The organism is Paenibacillus thiaminolyticus (genome assembly GCF_003591545.1).
Taxonomy (GTDB): Bacteria; Bacillota; Bacilli; order Paenibacillales; family Paenibacillaceae; genus Paenibacillus_B; species Paenibacillus_B thiaminolyticus_A.
Genome location: NZ_QYZD01000006.1, coordinates 63,466 through 86,368 on the forward strand (window position 1 = coordinate 63,466; position 22,903 = coordinate 86,368).

Sequence of the window (22,903 nt, forward strand, 5' to 3'; positions counted from 1 at the left end):
ATCGGAATGCTTAATTCTCATTGCATGGCGCCATTTCGGTGCCGTTTTTTTGTCCGTTTTTCGATGCCCAATGATGAAGCGGAAGGGCTGCATGATCTACGCGCTTCAAAGGACAAGCCTATTTCCTTGAAAATGCCAACTAGATAAAGCACTTTTTGGCATGAAGCAGCATACGGTAAGGATGTAATCTTACGGAATCGTAAGCTTGGTCATCAAATACCTTAAAAATTTTTAATCATTATTCGACTTTTGTATGCTAAAATACGACTATATGTGAGAAATTTGTTTAACATTTTGAAGAATAATCTTACATACGCTTTATAGGTGAATGAGAGAACGACGTAATTTGATCTCCGATCCGCAACTTTTCTATACTTCGAGAGTATACCTTAACAGGTAGCGCATCGGGAAGGATATGGAAAGCAAGGAGGAACTTGAGTCCATGACCGATTCCCAGATCATCCGCGAGATTAAAGACGGCAACGTCGAGTTATTCGCGGAATTGATGAATCGTTATCAACGAAAACTGCTATCATTTATATTTCATATGTTAAAGAGCTCCCAGTTGGAATTGCTTGCCGAGGATTTATGTGCCGAGACGTTCTTCAAGGCATATCGGAGCCTGAATACGTTCCGCGAGGCAGAGGCCTCTTTTTCGACTTGGCTATATACGATTGCTCGTAATACGGTACTGAGCGAGCTGCGGAAGCAGCGCAGCGTGCAAGTATCGTTGGACGATGATTACAGTATCGTTCCGGAAGCGCCGCGCGAGGCGGCACCGGAATATGCATTGCTGCGGAATGAGAAGGTGTCTTTGGTGCGTGAAGCCATTAACCGCCTGCCTGAGAAGCAGCGTTCGGCCCTCATCCTGCGCGAGTATGACCAACTGGATTACCAAGAGATTGCCCATGCCTTGGGGCAGACGGTAAGCTCCGTGAAATCGCTGCTGTTCCGCGCTCGTGCGAGTGTGAAGTCTCAGTTGGAGGCATACATTACCGAGCCGGGAGTTGAGGGGATGAATTAATGATGAAATGCGCGGAAGCGCTCGAGTGGATGCCGGTCTATTCCCAATTGCCAGAAGACGATCCGCAGCGGCTAGCGATTGAGAAGCATTTAAGCGAATGCGAATCTTGCGCTGAGCAATACAGCGTATGGGCTGCAAGCGAGGAATGGATGGAAGACGATTCGGACATCCTCATTCGGGAGGCGTCCGGTTCCGGATTTTCACCGGCACGGGTTATGAACATGATTTACGAAGAACAAGACTGGCTCGTTCCGGTTCATCAACGTTCACAGACATGGTCCCTGCGATCTCGCAATATGCTTGCAGGGATTGTTGCTTTTTGTATGGGGATATTTTTGTGCGCGCTGATTTTGCTGCTTGTCCGCAGAGAGCAATCGAACATCGAAGATATTAGCGGAGTGATTCCGACGGTCGTTGCCGGCGGCGATCAATCGGGCTGGGGGAATATGACGATAGGCGTCCCGGTAGCCAGCATCAGCGATCCGGTCATTTTGCAAGTGGTGCCTACCATTCCTCATTATTGGATAGCGTTGTCCCTGTTCGGGGTTACGTTTGCCTTGTTGCTGTTGAATTGGCTGACGCGGGTGCGTCGATAATTTTTATTGAGGTTGTTCACACATTTCCACGGTACAGAAGGAGAAGCAATGGCCCAATATATCGGATTGGTTAGACACGGGATTACCGATTGGAACGCCCAAGGGAAGATTCAAGGACGAACGGACATCCCGCTTAATGATACAGGCCGGAAGCAAGCGGCGCTGCTGGCCGAGCGTCTGAAGAAGGAAGACATCGCTTTTGAAGCCGTCATCTCTAGCGGCCTTCGGCGGGCTGACGAGACCGGATCCATCCTGGCGAACGCGCTGAATATCCCGCTGCTCGCTCCGGAGCCGGGATTGGTCGAACGTGCTTACGGCCAGGTGGAAGGAACGACGCCGGAGGAGCGGGAGAAGCGCTGGGGCGCTGACTGGCGCGAGCTAGATCTGGGACAAGAGCGAGATGACGAACTGCGCGACCGGGCCGTGAAGACGCTGGAGTCGCTGGCGCTCCGCAGTGAAGGCCGGAACCTTCTGGCGGTGACGCATGGAAGCTGGCTCGCCCAATTGTTCATTGCTTTGTTCGGACAAATGTCGCAGGGCCATATCGGCAACTTGTCATACTCGATTGTTGAGCGGCGAGGCGCGGAATGGCATCCTGTACTATATAATTGCACAAAACATATCCAACCCTCTGATGCGGTGACTATCCACCGCGGGAGATAGAAGCAGGCCTTGGTTCCGATCGATGAACCGGGGCCTGTTTATTTTTCTTTTGCTGAATAAATGCCGGACTTTTTCCAATAATGGTTAATGTAACAAGGACTCGGTCAAGGAATGAAGCTACAGAGAACGGAGGTTCGGCATGAATCTGGCAGATATGCTTAGTTACGCGGATATCGGGCAGCTGGCCCGGATTGCGAAGCGGTACGGCTGTGTATGCAATGAACGCTCCAAGCATGAGTTGATCCAATCGATTTTGCTGACACTTGGCAGCAGGGATGTGTTCGAACGCCATGTGAATGAGATGACGCTGGAGGAACGGCGCTTTCTCAATTCCATCCTGTTCGATAAGCGCTCCTCCTTCAGTCTGGAGGAACTGGTGGCCCGAGTGCAGCAGACGAAGTTCGATACGGTGGTGCCGGGCAAGTCGGATCCTGCTCCGTCAGGGCCTCAACCGCGGGATACGATTGCGAAGTTCAAGCATAGCGGCTGGCTGTTCAACGGCTGCAACCCGCAGACCAAGTATTTGTTCCAGATTCCGGCCGATCTGAAGCAGCGCTTCAAAGATGTGCTGTATCAATCCTTCTCCAGCCAATTGCAGGTTACCGCTGAACCGCACGCATATCGTGACGAGGATGGGAGAATCGGCGATGACATCGTGCAACTCCTTGATTTCGTCGCGACGGAATCTCCGCCCTTGAATTCGGAAGGGGTGATGTATAAGCGGGCTCAGCAGCAGCTTCTCGATACGTTCGCGATTCGGGAGACACCGATAGGCAAGGGAGAATGGCGATTCGGTTACGGCAGGCGGTTCCATGATTATCCGAACCGGTTATCTTTCATCTATGACTATGCCTTCTACCAAGGCTGGCTGGAGGAAGGAGACGGGCGGCTGCGCTGCTCCCCGCCGGGCGAGGAGAGGCGGAGCAGAAGAGGAACCGAGCCGACGGCCTCGCTCTACCGATTCTGGTTGAAGCTGTACAAGAACGCCATTCCGAATCTGTTGTCTGTCGTCCACTGGATCCAGTTGTGCACATCAAGGTGGACGACGCTGGAATCGCTGGAACGGACGCTGCTTCCTTATATACGGCCGTTCTATTTCGACACATCCGAATCCGTATTTCGGCAGCGCATCATCATGATGATGGTTCATCTGGGTCTGCTTCGGCTGGGGGAGACTGCGAGTGGAGCCCAGGTGCTGCAGATGACGAAAAAAGGGCAGCAAATCATTCAAGGCGTCTATGTCGCCCATGAAGACAGGATTCAGCTAAACGTTGACAAGCCGCATGCCCATTGATACGATGAGACCACCTTTTATCCCATAGGATGGCATGATGAATAGGTGTGTCGGAGGTGTGCGAACATATGATTATCCCTTACAAAGGAGTTCGACCGAGCCTCGATCCGTCCGTGTATGTAGCGGAAGGCGCGAAGCTCATCGGTGACGTAACCGTCGGTCCCCTGTCCAGTGTATGGTTCAACGCCGTGCTGCGCGGTGACCTGGCTCCGATACAGATCGGCCGGGAAGTGAACCTGCAAGACGGTGTTATCGGCCATGTCAACACGGATCAGCCATTAATCATCGCGGATCGCGTCTCGATTGGACATAGCGCGATCGTCCATGGCTGCCGGATAGGCACAGGTACATTGATTGGCATGGGGGCCATTGTACTGAACGGAGCGGAAATTGGTGAATATGCTTTAGTAGGAGCTGGTTCCGTCGTCACTGAAAATAACAAATTACCGGCCTATACTCTTTCTCTCGGTTCACCCGCAAGAGTCATACGGGAGTTGACAGACGAAGATTTGCAGCGCATGAAGAGAACAACGGATAGCTATGTGGTGAAAGGAAAGGAATATAGGATCTCTTAATCGTTAGGTTGGAGGTGCATCCTATGGATAAAATGAAAGTGACGTATGAAACGATGTTAAGTTTGACTGCGGAAATGATCTGGGACGACGCGATACGGAAATATCGAACGGAACGAATTTATGAAGAAATTGACAAGGCATTGGCAGCAGGGGATGAGACCACATTCCGATCCTTAACGGAAGAACTGAAGACGTTACAGTAACCCCTAATGAAGAAGCGCGCTGAGCGATTCTTCATTTTTTTGTACCACGGGTTATAATATGGGGAGGAGTAACTGGAAAAAAGGGGGAGCAGCATGAAATTCAGCGAGTTGACTGCAGAACAATGGAAAGAATGGGGACCTTATCTGGACACTTGCATCCTGCCTGTGACCGGACTGTCAGGGCTGGAATCGCCGGTCGAAGCGGTGGAGCGGCTCGAACAGCTGCGGGACTGGCTGGACGGGGTAGAGATTCCGTTCCACGGGCGGACTGTTACTTACCCGGCTTACCACTTCACGGGAGGGAGCGAGCCGGAGCCGGCGGATATCGAGTTGTTGGACAAGGTGTGCGGACGGCTCAAGGAGCAAGGGTTTGCCTATATTGTCATTGTCTCGCAAGCCGTCTGGCTTCGGCAGGGGGAGGTGCCACAGGCAGATGCTGTCTTTTCTCCGGCAGAGCTTGGAACGGAAGATGCGAACACTGTCAAGGAATTGATGAAGGACAAAATTCAAAAAATGTGGTACGCATCACAGTTTGAAGGGTAATTGTGACAAAATCTCAACATTTTCTGTCGTAAATCGTGTTCCCATTTGCATTTCAGCTGGTAAATTCTTGACGCTTTCATGGCACTGGGATATTATAATGATGTCCTAGTTAGATTGTGATTCTAATCATTGCAAGCTGCGAGAACGGTTGTGTAAAGGGGGTAAGACAGTAATGGGCAAACCGCAAAATAACGAGCAGAAACCTCACCAACCTCGCAAAGAAATGTCTCGTAGACAATTTCTTTCTTACACATTGGGTGGAGCGAGCGCTTTCATGTTCGTCGGTCCAGCTATTCCCATGGTACGGTTCGCCGTGGATCCGCTTCTGCAGAAAAAGACAGAGGGGAACTACATAAAAGTTGCGGAAGTTAGCAAGATTACCAATGAACCTCAGGAATTTACATTCGATGTAACGCAAATCGACGGCTGGTATGAGAGCAAGCCTCAATTGGTTGCTTGGATCAGCAAAGACGAGAACGGAGATATTTTCGCGTTATCACCGGTCTGCAAGCACTTGGGATGCACGGTTAACTGGAATTCCAACCCGAAGTACAAAGATCAGTATTTCTGCATGTGCCATGGCGCGCATTACACGAAGGAAGGCAAGCAGCTGGCTGTAGCACGCGCACCGCTGGACGAGTACAAAGTGAAAATTGAAAACGGTTTTGTATATCTTGGTGACAAGATTCCGAACCAACACGTGCAGTAACAAGGAGGCGTAGGTCAGATGTTTAAAGGGGTTTACAACTGGATTGACGAACGTCTGGATATCACGCCGATATGGCGCGACTTGGCGGATCACGAAGTGCCGGAACACGTGAATCCGGCGCACCATTTTTCCGCGTTCGTGTACTGCTTCGGTGGGTTGACGTTCTTTATCACCGTGATTCAGATTTTGTCCGGTATGTTCTTGACGATGTATTACGTCCCCGACATTGTCAACGCTTACTACAGTGTTGAGTATTTGCAGACCAAAGTGGCCTTCGGCCAAATTGTTCGCGGGATGCACCATTGGGGCGCGAGTCTCGTCATCGTAATGATGCTCTTACATACGTTGCGGGTGTTCTTCACCGGCTCTTACAAATCGCCGCGCGAAATGAACTGGGTCGTGGGCGTACTGATTCTCTTGATTATGATCGGTCTCGGGTTCACGGGATACCTGCTCCCATGGGATAACAAGGCGTACTTCGCGACCAAGGTCGGTATGGAGATCGCCGATACCGTTCCATATATCGGACCGTACGTCAAGGAATTGCTGCAGGGCGGTACGATCGTCGGAGCGCAGACGCTTACACGGTTCTTCGCAATTCACGTCTTCTTCTTGCCGGCGGCTCTACTAGCCTTGATAGGCGCTCACTTCTTGATGATTCGCCGTCAAGGTATTTCAGGACCGCTATAAGAGAGGAGGAGAGACCAATTGGCACACGATAAGTCGTCGAATAATGAGAAAATCGTATATGTCGGTGATTCGCGGATTAAGAAGAAAAACCACAACACGATCCCGCCGGATTATACCGAGTATCCAGGGAAGTCCGAAGCCTTTATTCCGAACTTCTTATTGAAGGAATGGATGGTTGGCGTTGTTGCGTTGGTGGGAATCTTCGTGCTGACCATTGCGGAGCCTGCTCCGCTAGGTTATCCGGCTGACCCGAACAATACGGGGTTCGTTCCAATTCCTGACTGGTACTTTTTGTTCTTGTATCAGTTCTTGAAATACCCATATGCGTCTGGAAGCTATGTCGTAATCGGTACGGTGCTCATACCGGGTATCATGTTCGGCGGATTGATGTTGGCTCCATTCCTGGATAAAGGGAAGGAACGCCGCTTCTACAAGCGCCCGATAGCTTCCTCGCTCATGATTGTCAGCTTGATTGCTTGCTTCTATTTGACGCGTGTCGCTTGGCTGGGGTATGAAGCCGAGCTGGCAGAGCTGAACATTAGGCCAGAGCATGAGGTCCGGCTGGAGAAGGCCCGCGAAGCTGCGATGGCTGGCCAGCCTACAGGGCAGCCGAAGCCGAACAAAGAGATCGCGCTGGTTGACAAGGATGATCCGGCAATGGATTATATGAAAAAAGCAGGATGCTTGAGCTGTCACGCCACTGACCTGAAAGGTCAATCGGGTCCTCCGCTCCGCGGCATCGGCGATACATTAACCAAAGATGATATCCTCGACATCCTCCATAATGGTAAGGGCAACATGCCGCCAATGAAGGATGCGGCAAGTGAAGAGGAATTGAATCATATCGCAGAATGGCTTGCGAAACAGAAAGCAGAGAAGTAAAATAAGTAGAGACTCGAGCCTGACCGTTGTTACGGTCAGGCTCGTTCTGTAGATGAATATTAGTTCATTCGATCCGTGCTTGTTCTAAGCGAACTCATGCACGAATTGGCGGATCGGAGCGGAAGAAGGTAGAGTACATATGAAGCTGACCTCTTTGTTCAGCAGGTCTTTTTTAAGCCGGCGTTGGGTGCTGTGGACATTATTTTGGTGCAATCTTGTTGGTACGGTGTACGGCTATTATTGGTATAAGGATCAATTGATCTATACGTGGAACAATCATCCGCTATGGCAAATTCCCTTTGTCCCGGATAGTCCGACCGCAAGTTTGTTTTTTACAATCAGCATTCTCTTCCTCTTAATACGTCCGCAGCCCCGTTCGGTATGGGGGAGCGTCATAGTCAAGATCATTGAGGCGCTTGCGGTAGTTACCTCCATCAAGTACGGGGTATGGGCCTGCGCTATGATCTTTGCCGGTGCTGCCCTAGGAGCGCCGATGGTGTGGCAGGATTGGATGTTGATCAGTTCCCATCTGGCGATGGCGGTAGAAGCGCTGCTGTATGTGCGGTTATTCCGATTTGGAAGTGCCAGCTTAACGATAGCGGCCTGTTGGACATGGCTGAATGATACCGTCGACTACAGTGCCGGAGTATTTCCTTGGCTGCCTCGGACCCTGCATCCTTATTTGTTGGAGGTATGCGTGTTCACGTTCGCCTTGACGGGCGTCAGCGTGGTAGTAAGCTGGGCAGCGATGAAGCAGGCAAGAGGGAACGGTTAGCGGAGGCATAAATTTGGACATCTCCCCATACGATGATGGGGGAGGGATGTACATGCTTATTAGGCGTTCACGTTGGCTTGTTATCGTAATCGGAATCATCGGCATGTGTACACTCGGCCTGGCGCCTGCCGGTGCTGCAACAGAGCCGAACAGCATGGCCGGCAAGCCAGAGGATCGATGGCTGAAGCTGGACCAGCAAGCGGAGGAAATATATCAGGCCGTGAAGAAGCAAGAGCTTGATCAGGCGCGGCAGCTTGTGCAAAAGATGGGAGAATCGATGACCGACACTTCATTTTATGGCGCGACGGGTGTCGAAGGGGTTCGGGCGTTAAGTGACGCGATCGTTCAAGTGAAGCGCGCGCTGCCCGCGATAGAATTGAATGAGGAGCGTCTGATGCATGTGGCGGCTCGCTTGCGGCTGGCATCAGATGCGTTAATCCATAAAAAACAAGCGATGTGGCTTCAATACGAACAGATGCTGCGTGATGAAATGAACCGAATGAAGCAGGTAAAGCAAGACAAAGAGTGGTTGTCCAGCGCAAAACAGTGGCTGCTGCATGTGGACCGCATCCGACCGGCAGCGACCATTCAACGCAGTCCGGAGACGATGGAGGTCATCGACTCCCTCGTGCGGCTTGTCCAACGGGCCGTAGCCAAGCAGACGCCCCTCGCTGAAGTCAATCAGGCGCTGAACCGGCACGGGGATGAATGGCTTCGCCAATTGTTCGGCAAGACCAAGGACGCGCCGACATTCGGGCATGAAGATAGAGGGACACTGCCACTGCAATGGACATTATTATTTACATTTATTATCTGCTCCGTCTTATTCTATGTCGCATTGCAGAAATACCGCTACGAGCATGACTCGATTCGCCCTGGCCGCTTCCGCAAGTAATGCATACCACAAGCGCTTGTAAGTCAAGCAGCTTGAATACGAGCTGGCAAGCGACTGAGTGGATAAACAAACATCTCGTTATTGCTCGGTTCATGTTCCGGGGGTGCTGGTGGTTGGAAAATGGCTGTGCGAGACGGAAGGGGAGAATTTCAAATGGAAGGGAGGCAAATGTCTTTGCGTCCTTATGCATATTCTCCCCTTGGCTCAGGACGATCAACAAGAATCCATTCCATCGCTTCATTATGCACTCCCAGTTTTCCTCCCCGTTGAAAGTAGCTTTTGTCGCTTTCCATCCATGTAGCCCCTTCCACCCACGTCCGGTGTAGGAACCTAACACAATAAGGCGGAAGCGCTGAAGATAAGCAGGAAGAAAGTATGCCCCTCAGACTCATTGGAGCTGGCAAGACGAACACAAACACCCAAAATACAACTTTTACGTTGCCCAGGACATACGAGAACAAACAACGTCTCACGCTAATGGAAGAGGCGTTTTCAGAAAAACGACAGGAGCACTCACCTACGCAGTGAAAGACGACGTCCAGAATAGCGAAACAAAAACTGTCTAAGTCTGTTGCAAGATGCCGCTCAGAAAAGCGAAGCAAACACCGTTATATTCTGGTGGGAGACGAGATTCAAAAAAACGTAACAAACACTGTCTCACGCAGTTGAAAGACATTATTCAGAAAATCGAAATAAACACCATCATGCGCTGTGCACGATGCTGCTCTGCAAAGCAAAATATTCACCGCCTTATCCTGAACAAGACGCTATTCAGTAGCTCAAAGTACAAAGGCACACCGTCTACGCCATCTACGCCGCGCAAGACGCTGCTCGAGCTCGAGGAAACGTTTGTCCTGTATGTGTTACGCTAACCGGCGAGCGCATAAGACATACTTGGAGCAATTGAGATGCGACGGAAGCTACTGGCCCATTGAGCCGGAAGATAAATTCATCCAGATAGCGCTGAAGGTACTTGGCGCCGATGCCGTGGAACATCTGATTCAACCATTGGCGGGCCTGCCGATACATCAAATAAAGCCGGCTGTCCCGGCGAATGCGGAAAATGTAGCGGTTAATCTCCGTCTCATAGTCATTGTTCTTCTCAACATGCTGCTCTGTGAAGTGCTGACATCCCGAAGGAAGAAGCAGCTTGCCTGATAGATGCTCTCTCCCGATAAGCTTCATCTTGTAGTGTCTTGCCGGTCCGCACGCGGAGAAGGATGTACCTTCCGCAACGATAATTGCCGTCTCCTTGTCATGCATCACGATGGGTGAACTGAATGGGCGTCCATAGAACACGATAATGCCCCGCACGTCTCCCTTCATAAAATTATGGGTATCATGACAATGAATCGCTCCTCGAATTTTATGTAAAATGAGCCAGGACGTCTTATAGGTAACTTGAAGTACAGCTTGCAATTGAACGGCATTGATTCCTGTCTTCCTTAGCGAGACGAGCCAAATGGCCGCAAGCCATTTCCTGAGAGAGGTTCTGCTTCCTTCCATAATCGTTCCGGCAATAAGCGAGGTCTGATGACGGCAGGAGCGGCATTCATACAGAGGAAGGCGGCGTGTTCTGATGACATAAGACTGGCGGTGCTCACAGCGCGGACAAATATAGCCTTCCGGCCATTTGATTTTCTCCACATAAGCGGCGCAATCCGCTTCGGTAGCGAATATCTTCCACAACTCCTCCAATGTCGCAATCTGATCCAATGGTTCCATCTGCACTCCCTCCAAACGAAGACTTTTCCAAAAAAACGAACAAATGTTCCTATAACAATTATAGCGAACATAGATTCGGATATCAACCCCTTTTTTTCCAAAAATGGAGCCGAACAAGTAAGATTCAACGCTGGATTTTAAAGTTATATTATACACAGCGTTTTACATTGACTTGGGGCTGACGTTGTACGTTGTAACGGCCGACGATGCTTTACCATTTCGCTCTTCATCTCCATCTCTATCCTCATCTCCATCTCCACGTCTATCTCAACCTCTATCCAATATCTATCTCAACGTCTATCTCCACCTCTATCGCAACCTCTATCCCAATATCTATCTCGATACTATCTCAATCTCTATATCTATCTTTATATCTGTCTCTAAATCCCTATATCTTTATATATTTTTCCCTTCTTATATTCAATCTCCCATTGCGTCAGGAAAAAAGAAGCCTATGTTCATTTCCTGAAACCTAACATTTAGACTTGTAAAGTGTGTTTTGAAAATGGCAGCGAGAAAAATGAAAGGGGGCATTTAGAACAGCGATATTTGATAATGGGGTTTAGAAGCTCTATCGTGCAGGTGGTGTTCGTACGATAATTCGTACGGTAAATCGTGAGGAAACGCTTGTCCTGAACGATCGGGAGAGTAAAGAAAAGAGGCGGGGGAGAGGATTTTCAGCTGATGAGGGTCAAAAATGTTGATGAAGCCTGATGCCAGGGACTGCCTGACGCAACGGGAGAATAGTGAAAAGAGCATGGACTGCATGTACTTGCTCCGGATCAGATGCATCTTGGATCAGATGCGCTTTGAATCCCATTCGCTGTGGATCACATGCCGCATCGCAGAGGGGACACTTTTCGTTACCGAGGCAGCACTCTTATCGTAACGGGTATTCCCTCTATAGCTAGGGCGACATAGCACAACCCCGGCCTAAATGCTCAGCCAGCTCCAATAATAAAAGCCGATAAAGCGATAGTAATGCATGATAAAGAGATAACTAAAACTTGCAACCGCAAAGATAGATGCGGCCGATCAAAAGGGCTCCAGCATTTGTGAGCGAAACATGATACCATGGGATTCGTTCAAATGGACCCCCGTGGTATAAAATTCGATTTACTTTACCGGAGTCATTCTCAGAAAATGTAATGTATTGATCTTGGTCGTTTTTAAATAAATGCGATCCGATAAAAATTGGCGATGGCTTCGACGTGCAACTCCGGTGTCATCTGACTTCTTTATTATGGGCGATGATGACCCCCCCATGTCTTCTGGCGTCGCAATGACGCTGACTGCAGGTACTACATTATTTTCGTATAAGGTCACCGGTTTGTAGGAACCGTTTTTATATACATATTCCAAGGCTAACTGTTCTATTGCGTCCTCCGTCAACGTGCTCTTTTAAGTACAACTCAAGTCCCTCGAAATCCCTATAGTCCCGAACCGAAAAGCCGTTATAATCCTCGTCGAAGCCGCCTGTATGCGTGAGCAGATGATGAAGCGTTATCGGTTGTCCGAATGTAGCCGGGACTTTAAATTCTGATAAGTACTCGTTAATATCTGTATGTAAATCCAGCTTGCCTTGTACTACTAACTGCATGACGGCCGTTCCGGCAAACAGTTACTAATAGAAGCTACGCGAAACATCGTTTTATCCGGAGACACAGGAACCTTCTTTTCGAGAGCGGCATAACCGAAGCCCTGGTTATACATGATGTGATCGCCTTCGACAAACGTAAACGCAGCGGAGGTAATATGATGCTTCTGCAGTGCGAGAGGAGACTCCATCCGGTTTATATCTTCTATGACGAGAAAATTTTGGTCGCATTCTTTAATAATTACTCGGAGTTAAAGGGAGGGTGTTAAGGAAGGGGCTAAATGAAGTGAAACCGAGGAAGGGAAAAGATGGGGAGCAGCCGAAAAACCGGAAGCTTGTGCTTCCGGCATTTTTTTTTAGTGTACGAAGCTGTGTCGGTGCGGAAATCTTCATCCCCGGCATACTGCAGGGCTGCTATGCTTCGCGGAAGCCCTCTCCAAGCACGTCGTGGACATCGCTGACGACGATGAAGGCGCGCGGGTCGATTTGCTTGACGAGCACTTGGAAGCGGCGCATTTCGGTGCGGCTGACGACGCAGTACACGATCTGCTTTTGTTCACGGGAATAGGCTCCGATGACGGGAATGAGCGTCACGCCCCGCTCCATCTCGTTCGTTATCGACTGCGAGATCGCTTCGGCATGTTCGGTGATGACGGTGAAGGCTTTGGCCGCATATGCCCCTTCCTGAATAAAATCGATAATTCGGGAAGCGATAAAAACGCTTACGAGAGTATACAGTATTTTTTCCTTCGGGATGTAGAACAAGGCGGAGCCGATGATGAAGATATCGAGCAGCAAAATGAATTGCCCCATGCTGATGCCGAATCTTCGGTTCGCGATCCGCGCCAGAATGTCTACGCCTCCGGTGGTGCCTCCGAAGCGGAACACGATGCCAAGGCCGGCTCCCAAGGTCACGCCAGCATACAGGGGAGCAAGGATGAAATCATGCTCCGTCTGGAACGGGACTATCCATTGATTGGCCACCGCTCGTTCGAACAGCCACAAAAACAGAGTGAGGGACAGAACGCCATAGATGCTGTATATTAATTGCCGGGTTCCCAACGCTCTCCATCCAATCGCAAAAAGCGGGATGTTCAGCACAAGTGTGGAAAGGGACGGGTGAATGCCTGCGGCATAGTTCAGCAGCACCGTAATTCCGGTGACGCCGCCTTCCATCAGCTGGTTGGGAATAATGAAGTAAATCAGACCGAACGCGTACACGGCCGTTCCGATCGTTATCGGCAGGTAGGTCTGCCATATGCGCTGCAGCCAGGTGGAATTCACGTGTGGCAAGGCTCCTTTTTCAATGAAGATAACTATCGCGCCTGAGCGGCGCATTCTTAGTATATCGAAATAAGTTACATATAAAAAGCATTTGTTTTCCAGCCGGGTATACGTTAACATAGTAGCAGAATGAAACAGCTGAAGAAGGGGATGGCATGGCGACAAATTCGGATTTGCAGGTGCTCTTGTCGACGCTGCGCGAGAAGCCGTTAGCAGAAATGCAGCGCGAAGTGGACCGTTACATATCACAATTCAAGGAAGGATATTTCAGCCCGCTCGCCTTGCTGGCGCGCTTGTCGGAAGAGGTAGGCGAATTGGCCAGGGAAGTGAATCATTCGTATGGCGAGAAGCCGAAAAAGGCTTCGGAGGCGGACAATTCCATTGAATTGGAGCTGGGAGATATCCTGTTCATTTTATTATGCTTTGCCAATTCCCTTGGCATTGATTTGACGAAGGCGCATGACGATGTCATGCACAAATTCACCACGAGAGACGCTGATCGCTGGACGCGGATTGAGGAACATCCGAACGGTTAGCGGGCACGTTAAGGAAAGGAATGGGCGAGGATGGAACAAATCAATGTAGCCGTTGTCGGAGCAGGAGGCCGCATGGGCCGTGAAGTCGTAAAAATGGTGCTGGGAGATGAAGCGCTTCGCCTCGTTGCCGCTGTCGATCGTTCGGCAGGAACTGTCGACGCCGGTTCGCTGGTCGGATTGCCGGCCTGCGGCGTGATCGTTGAGTCCGATCTCGAGAAGGTACTGCAAGTAAATGCGCCGGATGTCATGGTTGATTTCACGACACCGCAAGCGGTGCTCCAGCATACCGAGCTGGCGATAAAGCACGGGGTTCGCCCGGTAATCGGAACGACGGGGTTCGCTCCGGAAGATATCGAACGGTTGGGCGGCATGTGCAAGGACCAGGGAATCGGCGGATTAATCGCACCGAATTTCTCGATTGGAGCGATCCTTATGATGCGCTTCGCGCAGCAGGCGGCCAAATATTTGCCGGATGTTGAGATTATTGAATACCACGGTGAGCAGAAGCTGGACGCGCCTTCGGGGACGGCAATCAAGACGGCCGAGCTGATTTCCCAGACGAGAGAAGAGAAGCGCCAGGGCAATCCGAATGAAGAAGAGAAGCTGGAAGGTGCGCGTGGAGGGTACTATAATGGATTCCGAATCCATAGCGTACGGCTTCCGGGGGTGTTTGCGCAGCAGGAGGTTATTTTCGGCGGTTATGGACAAACCTTGAAAATTCGCCATGATTCTTATGATCGGGCCGGCTATATGCCGGGCGTCAACGTCGCGGTGAAGAAAGTGATGGAGCTGCAAGAGCTGGTTTACGGATTTGAACATCTGCTAGACGACTAAGCCCGTTATATTACAGGGGATATCGCAACGGAGGTTACAGCATGTACAAAATCGCATTTATCGCACATGACCGGAAAAAAGACGAGATGGTCAATTTCGTGACGGCGTATGAAAGTGTATTCCATGGCCACCAGTTGTATTCTACTGGCACGACGGGGCTTCGGATTATGGAGAGAACCGCTCTGGATATCCATCGCTTCCAATCGGGGCCGCTCGGCGGCGATCAGCAGATTGGCGCATTGGTCGCCGAGAACGAGATGGATCTCATTATTTTCCTGCGCGATCCGTTAATGGCCCAGCCGCATGAGCCGGATATTATCGCGCTGCTTCGTCTATGCGACGTGCAGGGCATTCCGGTGGCCACGAATGTGGCGTCGGCTGAAATTTTGGTCAAGGCGCTGCAGCGCGGCGATTTTGCATGGCGGGAATTGGCTCATAAATACAAGCCGGGAGTGGAAGAGTAATGATTGAACTGGATATCCTTGCCTTCGGCGCGCATGCGGACGATGTGGAGATCGGGATGGCGGGCACGATAGCCAAGCATACGAAGCTCGGCTTCCGTGCCGGCATCTGCGATCTGACTGAGGCGGAGATGTCCTCGAACGGAACGGTCGAGCGCCGGCGCGGGGAGGCCCAGCAGGCAAGCGCCATTCTTGGGCTGGCGGTTCGCGACAATCTGAAGCTGCCTGACAGGGGGCTGGAGCTCCGGCGAGAGCATATCGATGCGGTCGTCGGCGCGATTCGCCGCTATCGTCCACGCATCGTGTTCATGCCTTACTGGGAGGATCGCCACCCCGATCATATTCAATGCAGCCGCATTGTGCAGGAAGCGATTTTTAATGCGAAGCTGCGCCGGTATATGCCCGATGCGCCCGCCCATACGGTGGAGCAGGTTTTTTATTACTTCATTAACGATATCGCTCCCGCCCAGATACTGGTCGATGTGACCGATGTCTATGAAGAGAAGCGTAAGGCGCTGTGCGCCTATTCTTCCCAATTCGTCCGCCCAAGCGGTACGGACGATGTCGTCTTGACACCGTTGAATCAAGGATATGTGGAACGGGTCGAGGCAAGAGACGCTTTGCTTGGGCAGGCCAGAGGCTTTGCCATGGCCGAAGGCTTTGCCATGAAGGGGCCGTACGCCGTTTCCGCCTTTTTATAATTATCAGGTCAAGGGCATGCTGGATGCCGTTGAACGAAGCATTTTGGAACAGATAGGAGGGAATCGGCTTGAAGGAAGGACTAAAAATCGGAATTACCTGCTATCCGTCTCTCGGGGGCTCCGGCGTCGTTGCGACCGAGCTAGGCAAGCTTCTGGCGGAGCGCGGACATCAAGTGCACTTTATTACCCACAATATTCCATTCCGACTCGGATCCGGGTTCTTGAAGAACATCTACTATCATGAAGTGGATGTCAACGATTATTATGTCTTTCGCTATCCGCCCTATGATTTGTCGCTGGCGAATAAAATGGCGCAGGTAGCCAATATGCAGCAGCTTGATGTGCTGCATGTTCATTACGCCGTACCGCACGCGGTGTGCGCCTACTTAGCCAAGCAGATGTCCCATCCAGATCTGAAGGTCGTCACGACGCTGCACGGGACGGATATTACGGTTCTCGCCCAGGATGAATCACTCAAGGACATGATCCGGTTCGCTATCAATGAGAGCGATGCGGTTACTGCCGTCTCCCATGATTTGATCAAAGAAACGCGGGAGCTGCTGGAGATTACCCGCCCGATCGATTTGACCTACAATTTCGTTGACAAGCGCATCTACTATCCGCGGGATGTCACTCAGCTTCGGGCTGAATTCGCCTATCCGTTCGAAAAAATTTTGATGCATATTTCGAATTTCCGTCCGGTCAAGCGGGTGGCGGATGTGGTGGATATTTTTTATCGCGTACAGCAGGAAGTTGCTTCCCGTCTCGTCTTCGTCGGTGAAGGACCGGATATGCCGAAGGTACAGTGCAAAATCCGGGAGATGGGGCTGGAGGACCGGGTTCACTTTCTCGGTAAGCAGGATGAAATCGCCCAAGTCATCTCGATGGCCGATTGCTTGCTGCTTCCTTCGGAGAAAGAGAGCTTCGGCCTAGTCGCGCTTGAAGCGATGGCTTGCGGCGTGCCGACGATCGGCTCGGAGGCCGGAGGCATTCCGGAGCTGGTGAAGCATGGAGAGACCGGATTCCTCGCTCCGATCGGGGATACGGAAGCGATGGCGGATTACGCCATTCAGCTGCTAAGCCAGCCGCAGCTCGCCCGCATGATGCGCGAGGCGTGTCTGCATCGGGCTCATCACGATTTCTGCAATGATCTGATCACATGGGAATACGAACAAATATATTACCGGGTGCTCGGGCAAGAGGTCGGCATTCCGAAGCCCGTCTGTTAACGTACAGCCGGAATCTCCTGCGCGCAATGGCTGCCATTGCGCGCGCTTGTATGTAAAGGGGGTGGCCATGGATGAAATGCAATCTTGAAGAAGAGTTGCTATATGTAGAGGCGAAGCAAGTGATGCGCCATCTGCTGGACGCGGGGCATGAAGCCTATATTGTCGGAGGCTCCGTGCGGGACAGTCTGCTCCGCCGGCCGGTTGGCGATATTGATATCGCTACCTCCGCTCTGCCGGAGCAGGTGACGGCGTTGTTCCGGCGCGTCGTGCCCACGGGGCTCGCGCATGGTACGGTTACGGTCGTCATGGATCATTATATATATGAGGTAACGACGTTCCGCAAGGAATCGGCCTACGAGGACCATCGGCGGCCCGAAGAGGTCGAGTTCATCGACGATCTGGAGGAGGATCTTCGGCGCCGCGACTTCACGATCAACGCGATGGCGCTTGATATTGAGGGCGGCCTGCGCGATCCGTTCGGCGGCCGCGCTGATCTGGAGCGGCGCCTTATCCGCTGCGTCGGCGATCCGGAGATGCGCTTCCGGGAGGACGCCTTGCGCATGCTGCGGGGCGTCCGGTTCGCGTCGCTGCTGGGCGGACGCATCGCCAAGTCGACGTGGCGGGCGCTCCTCCGCCAGCGGGAGACGCTGCGCTACGTCGCGATGGAACGCGTGCGCGACGAGCTGTGGAAGCTGACCGCGGGAGCCGATCCGGCCCGCGGGTGGGCCATGCTTGCGCGTAGCGGGCTCCTGCGCTATGCGAAGGAGCCGCTTGGCGCGCTGGCGGGCCCTGCGCCGGACGGCTGGCCGCGGCTCTTGTGCGCGCTCGGGTCCGTGGCTGGACCCGAGCTGCGCTTCGCCGCGCTGCTGCTCGGCCTGGCGGCCGGCGAGGCGGAAGCGAAGCGCATCGTGCAGGCGCTTCGCTTCTCGGGCGCGCAGCAGGACGCGGTGCTCGGCGTCCTGCGCGCGGAGGCGCGGCTGGCGGCCGGAGGCGAGGCCGCCCTGGCCGGGCCCGGCGGCGAGCGCGCCTGGCGCCGGGCCTACGCGGAAGCGCTCTACGCCTGCGGCGAGGACGCGCTCCGCGGATGGCACGCCTGCCGCCGGGCGCTGGCCGGCGTGCCGGAGGAGCGGCTTGCGCCGTTCCTGCGGGACGGCGAAGCCTGGCTCCAGCGCATTGCCGTCCGCCGCTTGCCGGACATCGCCCTGACGGGCGGGGATCTGCTGCAAGCATCGGAACGGCCGGCCGGGCCGTGGCTTCGCGAGGCGCTCGAAGCCGCCTGGCTTGCCGTCGCGCTCGGTGATGTGCCGAACGAGCGCGACGCGCTTAGGGAATACATGCAGAAAGAGTGGAAGCGAGAATGAATCAACAATTACTGGACTGGTTCCGGGAACACCCGGGTCAATATATTTCCGGAGAGGAATTGAGCCGCCGACTCCAGATTACGCGGACGGCCGTATGGAAGCAGATCAACGTCCTCCGCGCGAAGGGCTACGCCTTCGACGCCGTGCCGAAGCTCGGGTACCGGCTTGTGGCCCAGCCGACCCGGCTCGATGAGGCGGCGCTGCTCAGCAAGCTGGCTCCGGGCAACTTCGGCAACCGGCTGCGCATTGTGGAGAAGACGGAGTCGACGCAGAACGAAGCGGCCGCTTGGGCGAAGGAAGGGGTGCCCGAGGGCGCGATCGTGCTGGCGGAGGAGCAGACGGGCGGACGGGGCCGCCAGGGGCATCACTGGCATTCGCCGGCGGGCAAGGGGGTCTGGATGAGCATCGTCCTGCGTCCCCGCATTCCGCTGCCGTATACGCCGCATCTGACGCTGCTCGGGGCGGTGGCCATGTTCCGGGCGATGAAGAAGCTGACGTCGGCCCCGCTCGGCATCAAATGGCCGAACGACATCTTGGCCGACGGCAAAAAAGTGGCCGGCATATTGCTCGAGTCGGCCGCCGAAGACGAGCGGCTGCTCTATGTCATCGCCGGCATCGGCATCAGCGTCAATCTGGATGCGGCCGATTTCCCGGAGGAGATGCAGGAACGGGCGACGTCCTTGAAGCTCATGACGGGCCGGGAAGTAGACCGGGCGTCATTGGTGGCGGCATGCCTGCAGGAGCTGGAGCAGCTGTACCGGCTTTATGAGGAGGAAGGGTTCGGGCCTATCCGGACGCTGTGGGAGGCGCAGAGCATTACGCTCGGCCGGCAATTGACTATCGAGACCCCCCAAGGGCCGCTGGAGGGCATAGCGGAAGGGCTCGATGAATCCGGGGCCTTGCTGCTGAGGGACAAGATGGGAACGGTGCAAAAAGTTTTTTCCGGAGATGTGCATTTTTCCGGGTGAAACCGATCCATGGATCTGCTATACTGTAGTCGGTGAGGCGGTATCTCGGGAGAGAATCGCACTCACCCGAGTAAGCAAGGAACATCGTGCCGACAAGTACATATTCCTTGACGAACGTGGTGCACGTATCTGCTCTGAGCCGAAGGGACCGAGACAGAAGGACGTCCGCATGCGACCTCTTTTTCTCTTTGGTGACCTTTTTAGCAGGATATGCTGAAAGGTTTTTTTGTTTTGCGCACACTAAAGAGAAGGAACGAGGCCGAACAACAAAAAGGAGGCCGACCTCGAAGGGTCTGTGTTCCACAAGATTCCGCGATAAAGCGGAACTTAATGAGCAGCCTCTACAAAAGGAGATGGATGTACGAGATGGCAACACAACCGTTAAGCATTGTGAAAATGAAGGCGATGAAGGGGCGCGGGGAAAAGCTGGCCATGGTGACGGCGTATGATTACCCGTCGGCTCAACTGGCGGAAGCGGCCGGCGTCGATTTGATTCTCGTCGGCGATTCCCTCGGCAACGTCGTGCTCGGCTATGACTCGACGCTGCCGGTCACGCTCGACGATATGGTGTATCATTCGCGCGCCGTACGGCGCGGCGCGTCCCGCACCTTCATCGTGACAGATATGCCGTTCATGACATATCACGGCAGCATTGCGGACACGCTGGCCGGCGTCCGCCGCATCATGCAGGAAGGCCATGCCCATGCGGTCAAAATGGAGGGCGGCAAGGAAATCGCCGCCACGGTCGAAGCGTGCGTGCAAGCAGGGGTGCCCGTCCTCGGGCATATCGGCTTGACGCCGCAGTCGGTGCATCAGATCGGCGGCTACCGCATTCAAGGCAAGACGGCGGAGGATGCGAACCGTCTGCTGGAGGATGCGCTGGCACTGGAGAAGGCCGGCGCCTTCGCGATCGTGCTTGAGCTGGTAACGGCGCAGGTGGCGGCTTATATTACCGAGCGGCTCTCGATTCCGACGATCGGCATCGGGGCGGGTGCGGGCTGCGACGGCCAAGTGCTCGTCTTCCACGATATGCTGCGTTATACGGCGGATTACCGCGAGAAGCGGTTCGTGAAAACCTATGCCGATATTGGCGCCATGATTCAAGAGGGGATCGGCGCTTATGTGCAAGAGGTGAAGACGGGAGCCTACCCGGCAGAAGGCCATTCGTTCACGGCTGATGAAGAAGTGCAGGTCCAATTGTACGGGCATGCCGGCCGGGAAGGGGAGGATGTCCGATGATCACCGTTCGGACCATCGCCGAGCTGCGGGCTGCGGTCCGCAGGCTCCGGCAGGAAGCGGAACAGCAATCGGAACGGGCGAAGGTCGGATTCGTCCCGACGATGGGCTATCTTCACGAAGGCCATGCCAGTCTGATGCGGCAAGCGAAGGAGCAGTGCGCGGTCACGGTGCTGAGCATCTTCGTGAATCCGATTCAATTCGGGCCGAACGAAGATCTGGCCCAATATCCGCGCGATGAGGAGCGGGATCTGAAGCTTGCCGCTTCGCTTGGCATCGATATCGTCTTTGTGCCGTCCCCGGAGGAAATGTATCCGCAGCCGACGAAGACGACGATTCATGTGCGCGAAGTGACCGAGCCGCTGTGCGGCGCGTCCCGCCCGGGTCATTTCGACGGGGTGACGACCGTCGTCGCGAAGCTGTTCCATATCGTCAAGCCCGATCGGGCATACTTCGGTATGAAGGACGCGCAGCAGGTCGCTGTCATTCAACAGATGGTGGACGATCTGAACTTCGATGTCGCAATCGTCCCTTGCCCGATTGTGCGGGAAGCGGACGGACTCGCGCTCAGCTCGCGCAATGTGTACCTGAGCGGCGAGGAGCGCGAGCAGGCGCTTGGCTTATCCCGCTCGCTCCGCATGGCAGAGGAATGGCTTCGGGAAGAACCGGCGTTCACGGCGGAAGAAATAAAGTCACGCATCCGCCAGGTTATCGGCAAAGCGCCGCTGGCGGACATTGATTACGTTGACATATTGACGTTCCCGGCGCTGCAGGCGCTGCCTTCCGATGAAGCGGTCGGCAATGCAGGGAGCGACGTGCTTATCGCGCTGGCGGTCCGCTTCGGGCGAACTCGCTTAATCGACAACCGGCTGTTCAGCCACCAAGGAGGACGCTTATGTTCCGTGAAATGATGAAATCGAAAATTCACCGTGCGACGGTGACGGAGGCTAACTTGAATTATGTGGGCAGCATTACGATCGACGAGCATCTGATGGAATGCGCCGACATTTGGGCCAATGAGAAGGTGCAGATTGTCAATAATTACAACGGCGCCCGTCTGGAAACTTACGTCATTCCGGGACCGCGCCATTCTGGGGTCATCTGCTTGAACGGGGCGGCGGCACGCCTAGTCCAGCCCGGAGACAACGTCATTATTATTTCATATGCGTCGATGACCGACGAAGAAGCGCGTTCCTATACGCCGAAGATCGTATTCGTGGATGGGGACAACAAGCCTGTCGAATTGATGAACGGCACGGAAGCCCACGCGACGATCAAGTAATTGGTTCGATAAGGCCCGTCGGCAACACAGCGAACAACGGTACGCTTCATACTGGACAAGTCCAAGCTCTTGACAGCGCCAGGCTCCGTTGGGTAAACGTTGGAGCACGGAATGAAATCCACCCCCTTAACACACAATGAACGTAGATCCGTTATGACGACGATACGCATCACTCGTAAAGGTGGGATGGAATCGTGCTGCAACAAGTATTCGCGACGATGAATGAAGTGCTGGATGAGTTAATTCGCCAGTATCCCCAAGCGGCGGGAGAGCGCAAGCAGGAATTGGACCGGCAATTGAAGGTGCTGTCCACCATGAGCGATTACATCGTGGAGGAGTGGCTCCGGTTCGAGGAGAAGCTCGCCTCGCTGCGTCCGCACAGTCCAAATGACATGATCGAGGCGCAGCCGCAGCCGACATTGCCCGATTTTACGGATCCGTTCCAGCGAGGTCAGGGATACTACATGCTGATGATGTATGATGAAGCCCTCAAGCATTTGGAAGCGGCGGCATCGATAAGGCCGGACCATATCGACAGCCGCATTTATTTGGCCATGAGTTATTTGCATCTGGGCCGGAATCAGGAAGCGGGACATCATTTTCAACTCATCATTCCTCTGACCGAGAGCAAATGCCTCAAAGCGATCGCTTACAATGCCTTGGGGTGCATCAGCGCCGAGCAGCGGGATCTTTCCAAAGCGAAGGAATACTTCAGCAAAGCGCACCTGCTTGATCCTTCACTGCCAGAACCTGTTTTGAACTTGAAAGCGTGTCTGTCGGATGGCGATCATTTGCAATATGGCGGTGAGTGGATTCACATGCCGTAACCAGAGAGGGAAA

General features: G+C 53.4%; 27 protein-coding genes. 23 read left to right on the forward strand and 4 right to left on the reverse strand.

Annotated elements, in window-relative coordinates:
• Positions 1–442: 442 nt before the first annotated feature.
• From DQX05_RS09290 to DQX05_RS09345, 12 genes are all read left to right on the forward strand, one after another.
• On the forward strand, positions 443–1,024 hold the full coding sequence (locus DQX05_RS09290) for an RNA polymerase sigma factor (protein ID WP_087441920.1): 582 nt from the start codon (positions 443–445) through the stop codon (positions 1,022–1,024).
• Positions 1,024–1,620, forward strand: coding sequence for an anti-sigma factor (locus tag DQX05_RS09295; protein WP_119792919.1), 597 nt, complete (start codon positions 1,024–1,026; stop codon positions 1,618–1,620). Before DQX05_RS09290 ends, DQX05_RS09295 begins: the two co-directional genes overlap by 1 nt.
• 48 nt (positions 1,621–1,668) lie before the next feature.
• Positions 1,669–2,283, forward strand: coding sequence for a histidine phosphatase family protein (locus tag DQX05_RS09300; RefSeq protein ID WP_119792921.1), 615 nt, complete (start codon positions 1,669–1,671; stop codon positions 2,281–2,283).
• A gap of 139 nt (positions 2,284–2,422) precedes the next feature.
• Positions 2,423–3,577 carry a hypothetical protein gene (locus DQX05_RS09305; RefSeq protein ID WP_119792923.1) on the forward strand — a complete coding sequence of 385 codons (1,155 nt, stop codon included), beginning with the start codon at positions 2,423–2,425 and terminating at the stop codon, positions 3,575–3,577.
• A gap of 68 nt (positions 3,578–3,645) precedes the next feature.
• A complete protein-coding gene (locus DQX05_RS09310) occupies positions 3,646–4,152 on the forward strand; it encodes a gamma carbonic anhydrase family protein (protein WP_119792924.1) in 507 nt (168 codons plus the stop codon).
• Between the two features lie 23 nt (positions 4,153–4,175).
• On the forward strand, positions 4,176–4,355 hold the full coding sequence (locus tag DQX05_RS09315) for an IDEAL domain-containing protein (RefSeq protein ID WP_087441915.1): 180 nt from the start codon (positions 4,176–4,178) through the stop codon (positions 4,353–4,355).
• A 93-nt stretch (positions 4,356–4,448) separates the two neighbouring features.
• Positions 4,449–4,898: a DUF2487 family protein gene (locus tag DQX05_RS09320; protein WP_119792926.1), complete on the forward strand. Its 450-nt coding sequence runs from the start codon at positions 4,449–4,451 to the stop codon at positions 4,896–4,898.
• Between the two features lie 172 nt (positions 4,899–5,070).
• Positions 5,071–5,607 (forward strand): QcrA and Rieske domain-containing protein, encoded by a 537-nt coding sequence (locus tag DQX05_RS09325; protein WP_119792928.1) that lies wholly within the window; start codon positions 5,071–5,073, stop codon positions 5,605–5,607.
• Positions 5,608–5,625: 18 nt separating this feature from the next.
• Positions 5,626–6,297 carry a menaquinol-cytochrome c reductase cytochrome b subunit gene (qcrB, locus tag DQX05_RS09330; protein ID WP_006678863.1) on the forward strand — a complete coding sequence of 224 codons (672 nt, stop codon included), beginning with the start codon at positions 5,626–5,628 and terminating at the stop codon, positions 6,295–6,297.
• Positions 6,298–6,315: 18 nt separating this feature from the next.
• Positions 6,316–7,179: a menaquinol-cytochrome c reductase cytochrome b/c subunit gene (locus DQX05_RS09335; RefSeq protein WP_119792929.1), complete on the forward strand. Its 864-nt coding sequence runs from the start codon at positions 6,316–6,318 to the stop codon at positions 7,177–7,179.
• Positions 7,180–7,318: 139 nt separating this feature from the next.
• Positions 7,319–7,954, forward strand: a complete 636-nt coding sequence (locus tag DQX05_RS09340) for a DUF1405 domain-containing protein (protein ID WP_119792931.1) — start codon at positions 7,319–7,321, stop codon at positions 7,952–7,954.
• A 52-nt stretch (positions 7,955–8,006) separates the two neighbouring features.
• Positions 8,007–8,849: a sporulation protein YpjB gene (locus tag DQX05_RS09345; RefSeq protein WP_119792933.1), complete on the forward strand. Its 843-nt coding sequence runs from the start codon at positions 8,007–8,009 to the stop codon at positions 8,847–8,849.
• A gap of 810 nt (positions 8,850–9,659) precedes the next feature.
• Here the strand turns inward: DQX05_RS09345 and DQX05_RS09350 are convergent.
• From DQX05_RS09350 to DQX05_RS09370, 4 genes are all read right to left on the reverse strand, one after another.
• A complete protein-coding gene (locus tag DQX05_RS09350) occupies positions 9,660–10,574 on the reverse strand; it encodes a transposase (RefSeq protein WP_119792935.1) in 915 nt (304 codons plus the stop codon).
• A gap of 1,345 nt (positions 10,575–11,919) precedes the next feature.
• Entirely contained in the window at positions 11,920–12,195 is a 276-nt protein-coding gene (locus DQX05_RS33065) for a serine hydrolase (RefSeq protein WP_397335202.1), read from the reverse strand.
• Complete coding sequence (locus DQX05_RS33070) at positions 12,165–12,362, reverse strand: serine hydrolase (protein WP_119792940.1); 198 nt, start codon at positions 12,360–12,362, stop codon at positions 12,165–12,167. The genes DQX05_RS33065 and DQX05_RS33070 overlap by 31 nt, the downstream gene beginning before the upstream one ends.
• A 223-nt stretch (positions 12,363–12,585) precedes the next feature.
• The gene (locus DQX05_RS09370; RefSeq protein WP_119792941.1) at positions 12,586–13,455 is read right to left on the reverse strand and encodes a YitT family protein; all 870 of its coding nucleotides are present in this window, start codon (positions 13,453–13,455) and stop codon (positions 12,586–12,588) included.
• Between the two features lie 155 nt (positions 13,456–13,610).
• Here DQX05_RS09370 and DQX05_RS09375 point away from each other — a divergent pair, with 155 nt between their 5' ends.
• The 11 genes from DQX05_RS09375 to DQX05_RS09425 all read left to right on the forward strand — a co-directional run bounded on the left by DQX05_RS09375 (position 13,611) and on the right by DQX05_RS09425 (position 22,890).
• Positions 13,611–13,991: a nucleotide pyrophosphohydrolase gene (locus DQX05_RS09375; protein WP_119792943.1), complete on the forward strand. Its 381-nt coding sequence runs from the start codon at positions 13,611–13,613 to the stop codon at positions 13,989–13,991.
• A 30-nt stretch (positions 13,992–14,021) separates the two neighbouring features.
• Positions 14,022–14,825 (forward strand): 4-hydroxy-tetrahydrodipicolinate reductase, encoded by an 804-nt coding sequence (gene dapB, locus DQX05_RS09380; protein WP_119792945.1) that lies wholly within the window; start codon positions 14,022–14,024, stop codon positions 14,823–14,825.
• A 41-nt stretch (positions 14,826–14,866) separates the two neighbouring features.
• A complete protein-coding gene (mgsA, locus tag DQX05_RS09385) occupies positions 14,867–15,289 on the forward strand; it encodes a methylglyoxal synthase (RefSeq protein WP_119792947.1) in 423 nt (140 codons plus the stop codon).
• The gene (gene bshB1, locus DQX05_RS09390; RefSeq protein WP_119792949.1) at positions 15,289–15,987 is read left to right on the forward strand and encodes a bacillithiol biosynthesis deacetylase BshB1; all 699 of its coding nucleotides are present in this window, start codon (positions 15,289–15,291) and stop codon (positions 15,985–15,987) included. Before mgsA ends, bshB1 begins: the two co-directional genes overlap by 1 nt.
• A 68-nt stretch (positions 15,988–16,055) precedes the next feature.
• On the forward strand, positions 16,056–17,216 hold the full coding sequence (gene bshA, locus DQX05_RS09395) for an N-acetyl-alpha-D-glucosaminyl L-malate synthase BshA (RefSeq protein WP_119792950.1): 1,161 nt from the start codon (positions 16,056–16,058) through the stop codon (positions 17,214–17,216).
• 71 nt (positions 17,217–17,287) lie between these two features.
• Positions 17,288–18,577, forward strand: a complete 1,290-nt coding sequence (locus tag DQX05_RS09400) for a CCA tRNA nucleotidyltransferase (protein ID WP_119792952.1) — start codon at positions 17,288–17,290, stop codon at positions 18,575–18,577.
• A complete protein-coding gene (locus DQX05_RS09405) occupies positions 18,574–19,545 on the forward strand; it encodes a biotin--[acetyl-CoA-carboxylase] ligase (protein WP_119792954.1) in 972 nt (323 codons plus the stop codon). The genes DQX05_RS09400 and DQX05_RS09405 overlap by 4 nt, the downstream gene beginning before the upstream one ends.
• A 357-nt stretch (positions 19,546–19,902) precedes the next feature.
• Complete coding sequence (gene panB / locus DQX05_RS09410; RefSeq protein ID WP_119792956.1) at positions 19,903–20,784, forward strand: 3-methyl-2-oxobutanoate hydroxymethyltransferase; 882 nt, start codon at positions 19,903–19,905, stop codon at positions 20,782–20,784.
• The gene (panC, locus tag DQX05_RS09415; RefSeq protein WP_119792958.1) at positions 20,781–21,692 is read left to right on the forward strand and encodes a pantoate--beta-alanine ligase; all 912 of its coding nucleotides are present in this window, start codon (positions 20,781–20,783) and stop codon (positions 21,690–21,692) included. The genes panB and panC overlap by 4 nt, the downstream gene beginning before the upstream one ends.
• Entirely contained in the window at positions 21,677–22,063 is a 387-nt protein-coding gene (gene panD / locus DQX05_RS09420; protein WP_119792959.1) for an aspartate 1-decarboxylase, read from the forward strand. The genes panC and panD overlap by 16 nt, the downstream gene beginning before the upstream one ends.
• A gap of 194 nt (positions 22,064–22,257) precedes the next feature.
• Complete coding sequence (locus DQX05_RS09425; protein ID WP_119792961.1) at positions 22,258–22,890, forward strand: tetratricopeptide repeat protein; 633 nt, start codon at positions 22,258–22,260, stop codon at positions 22,888–22,890.
• Positions 22,891–22,903: the final 13 nt, after the last annotated feature.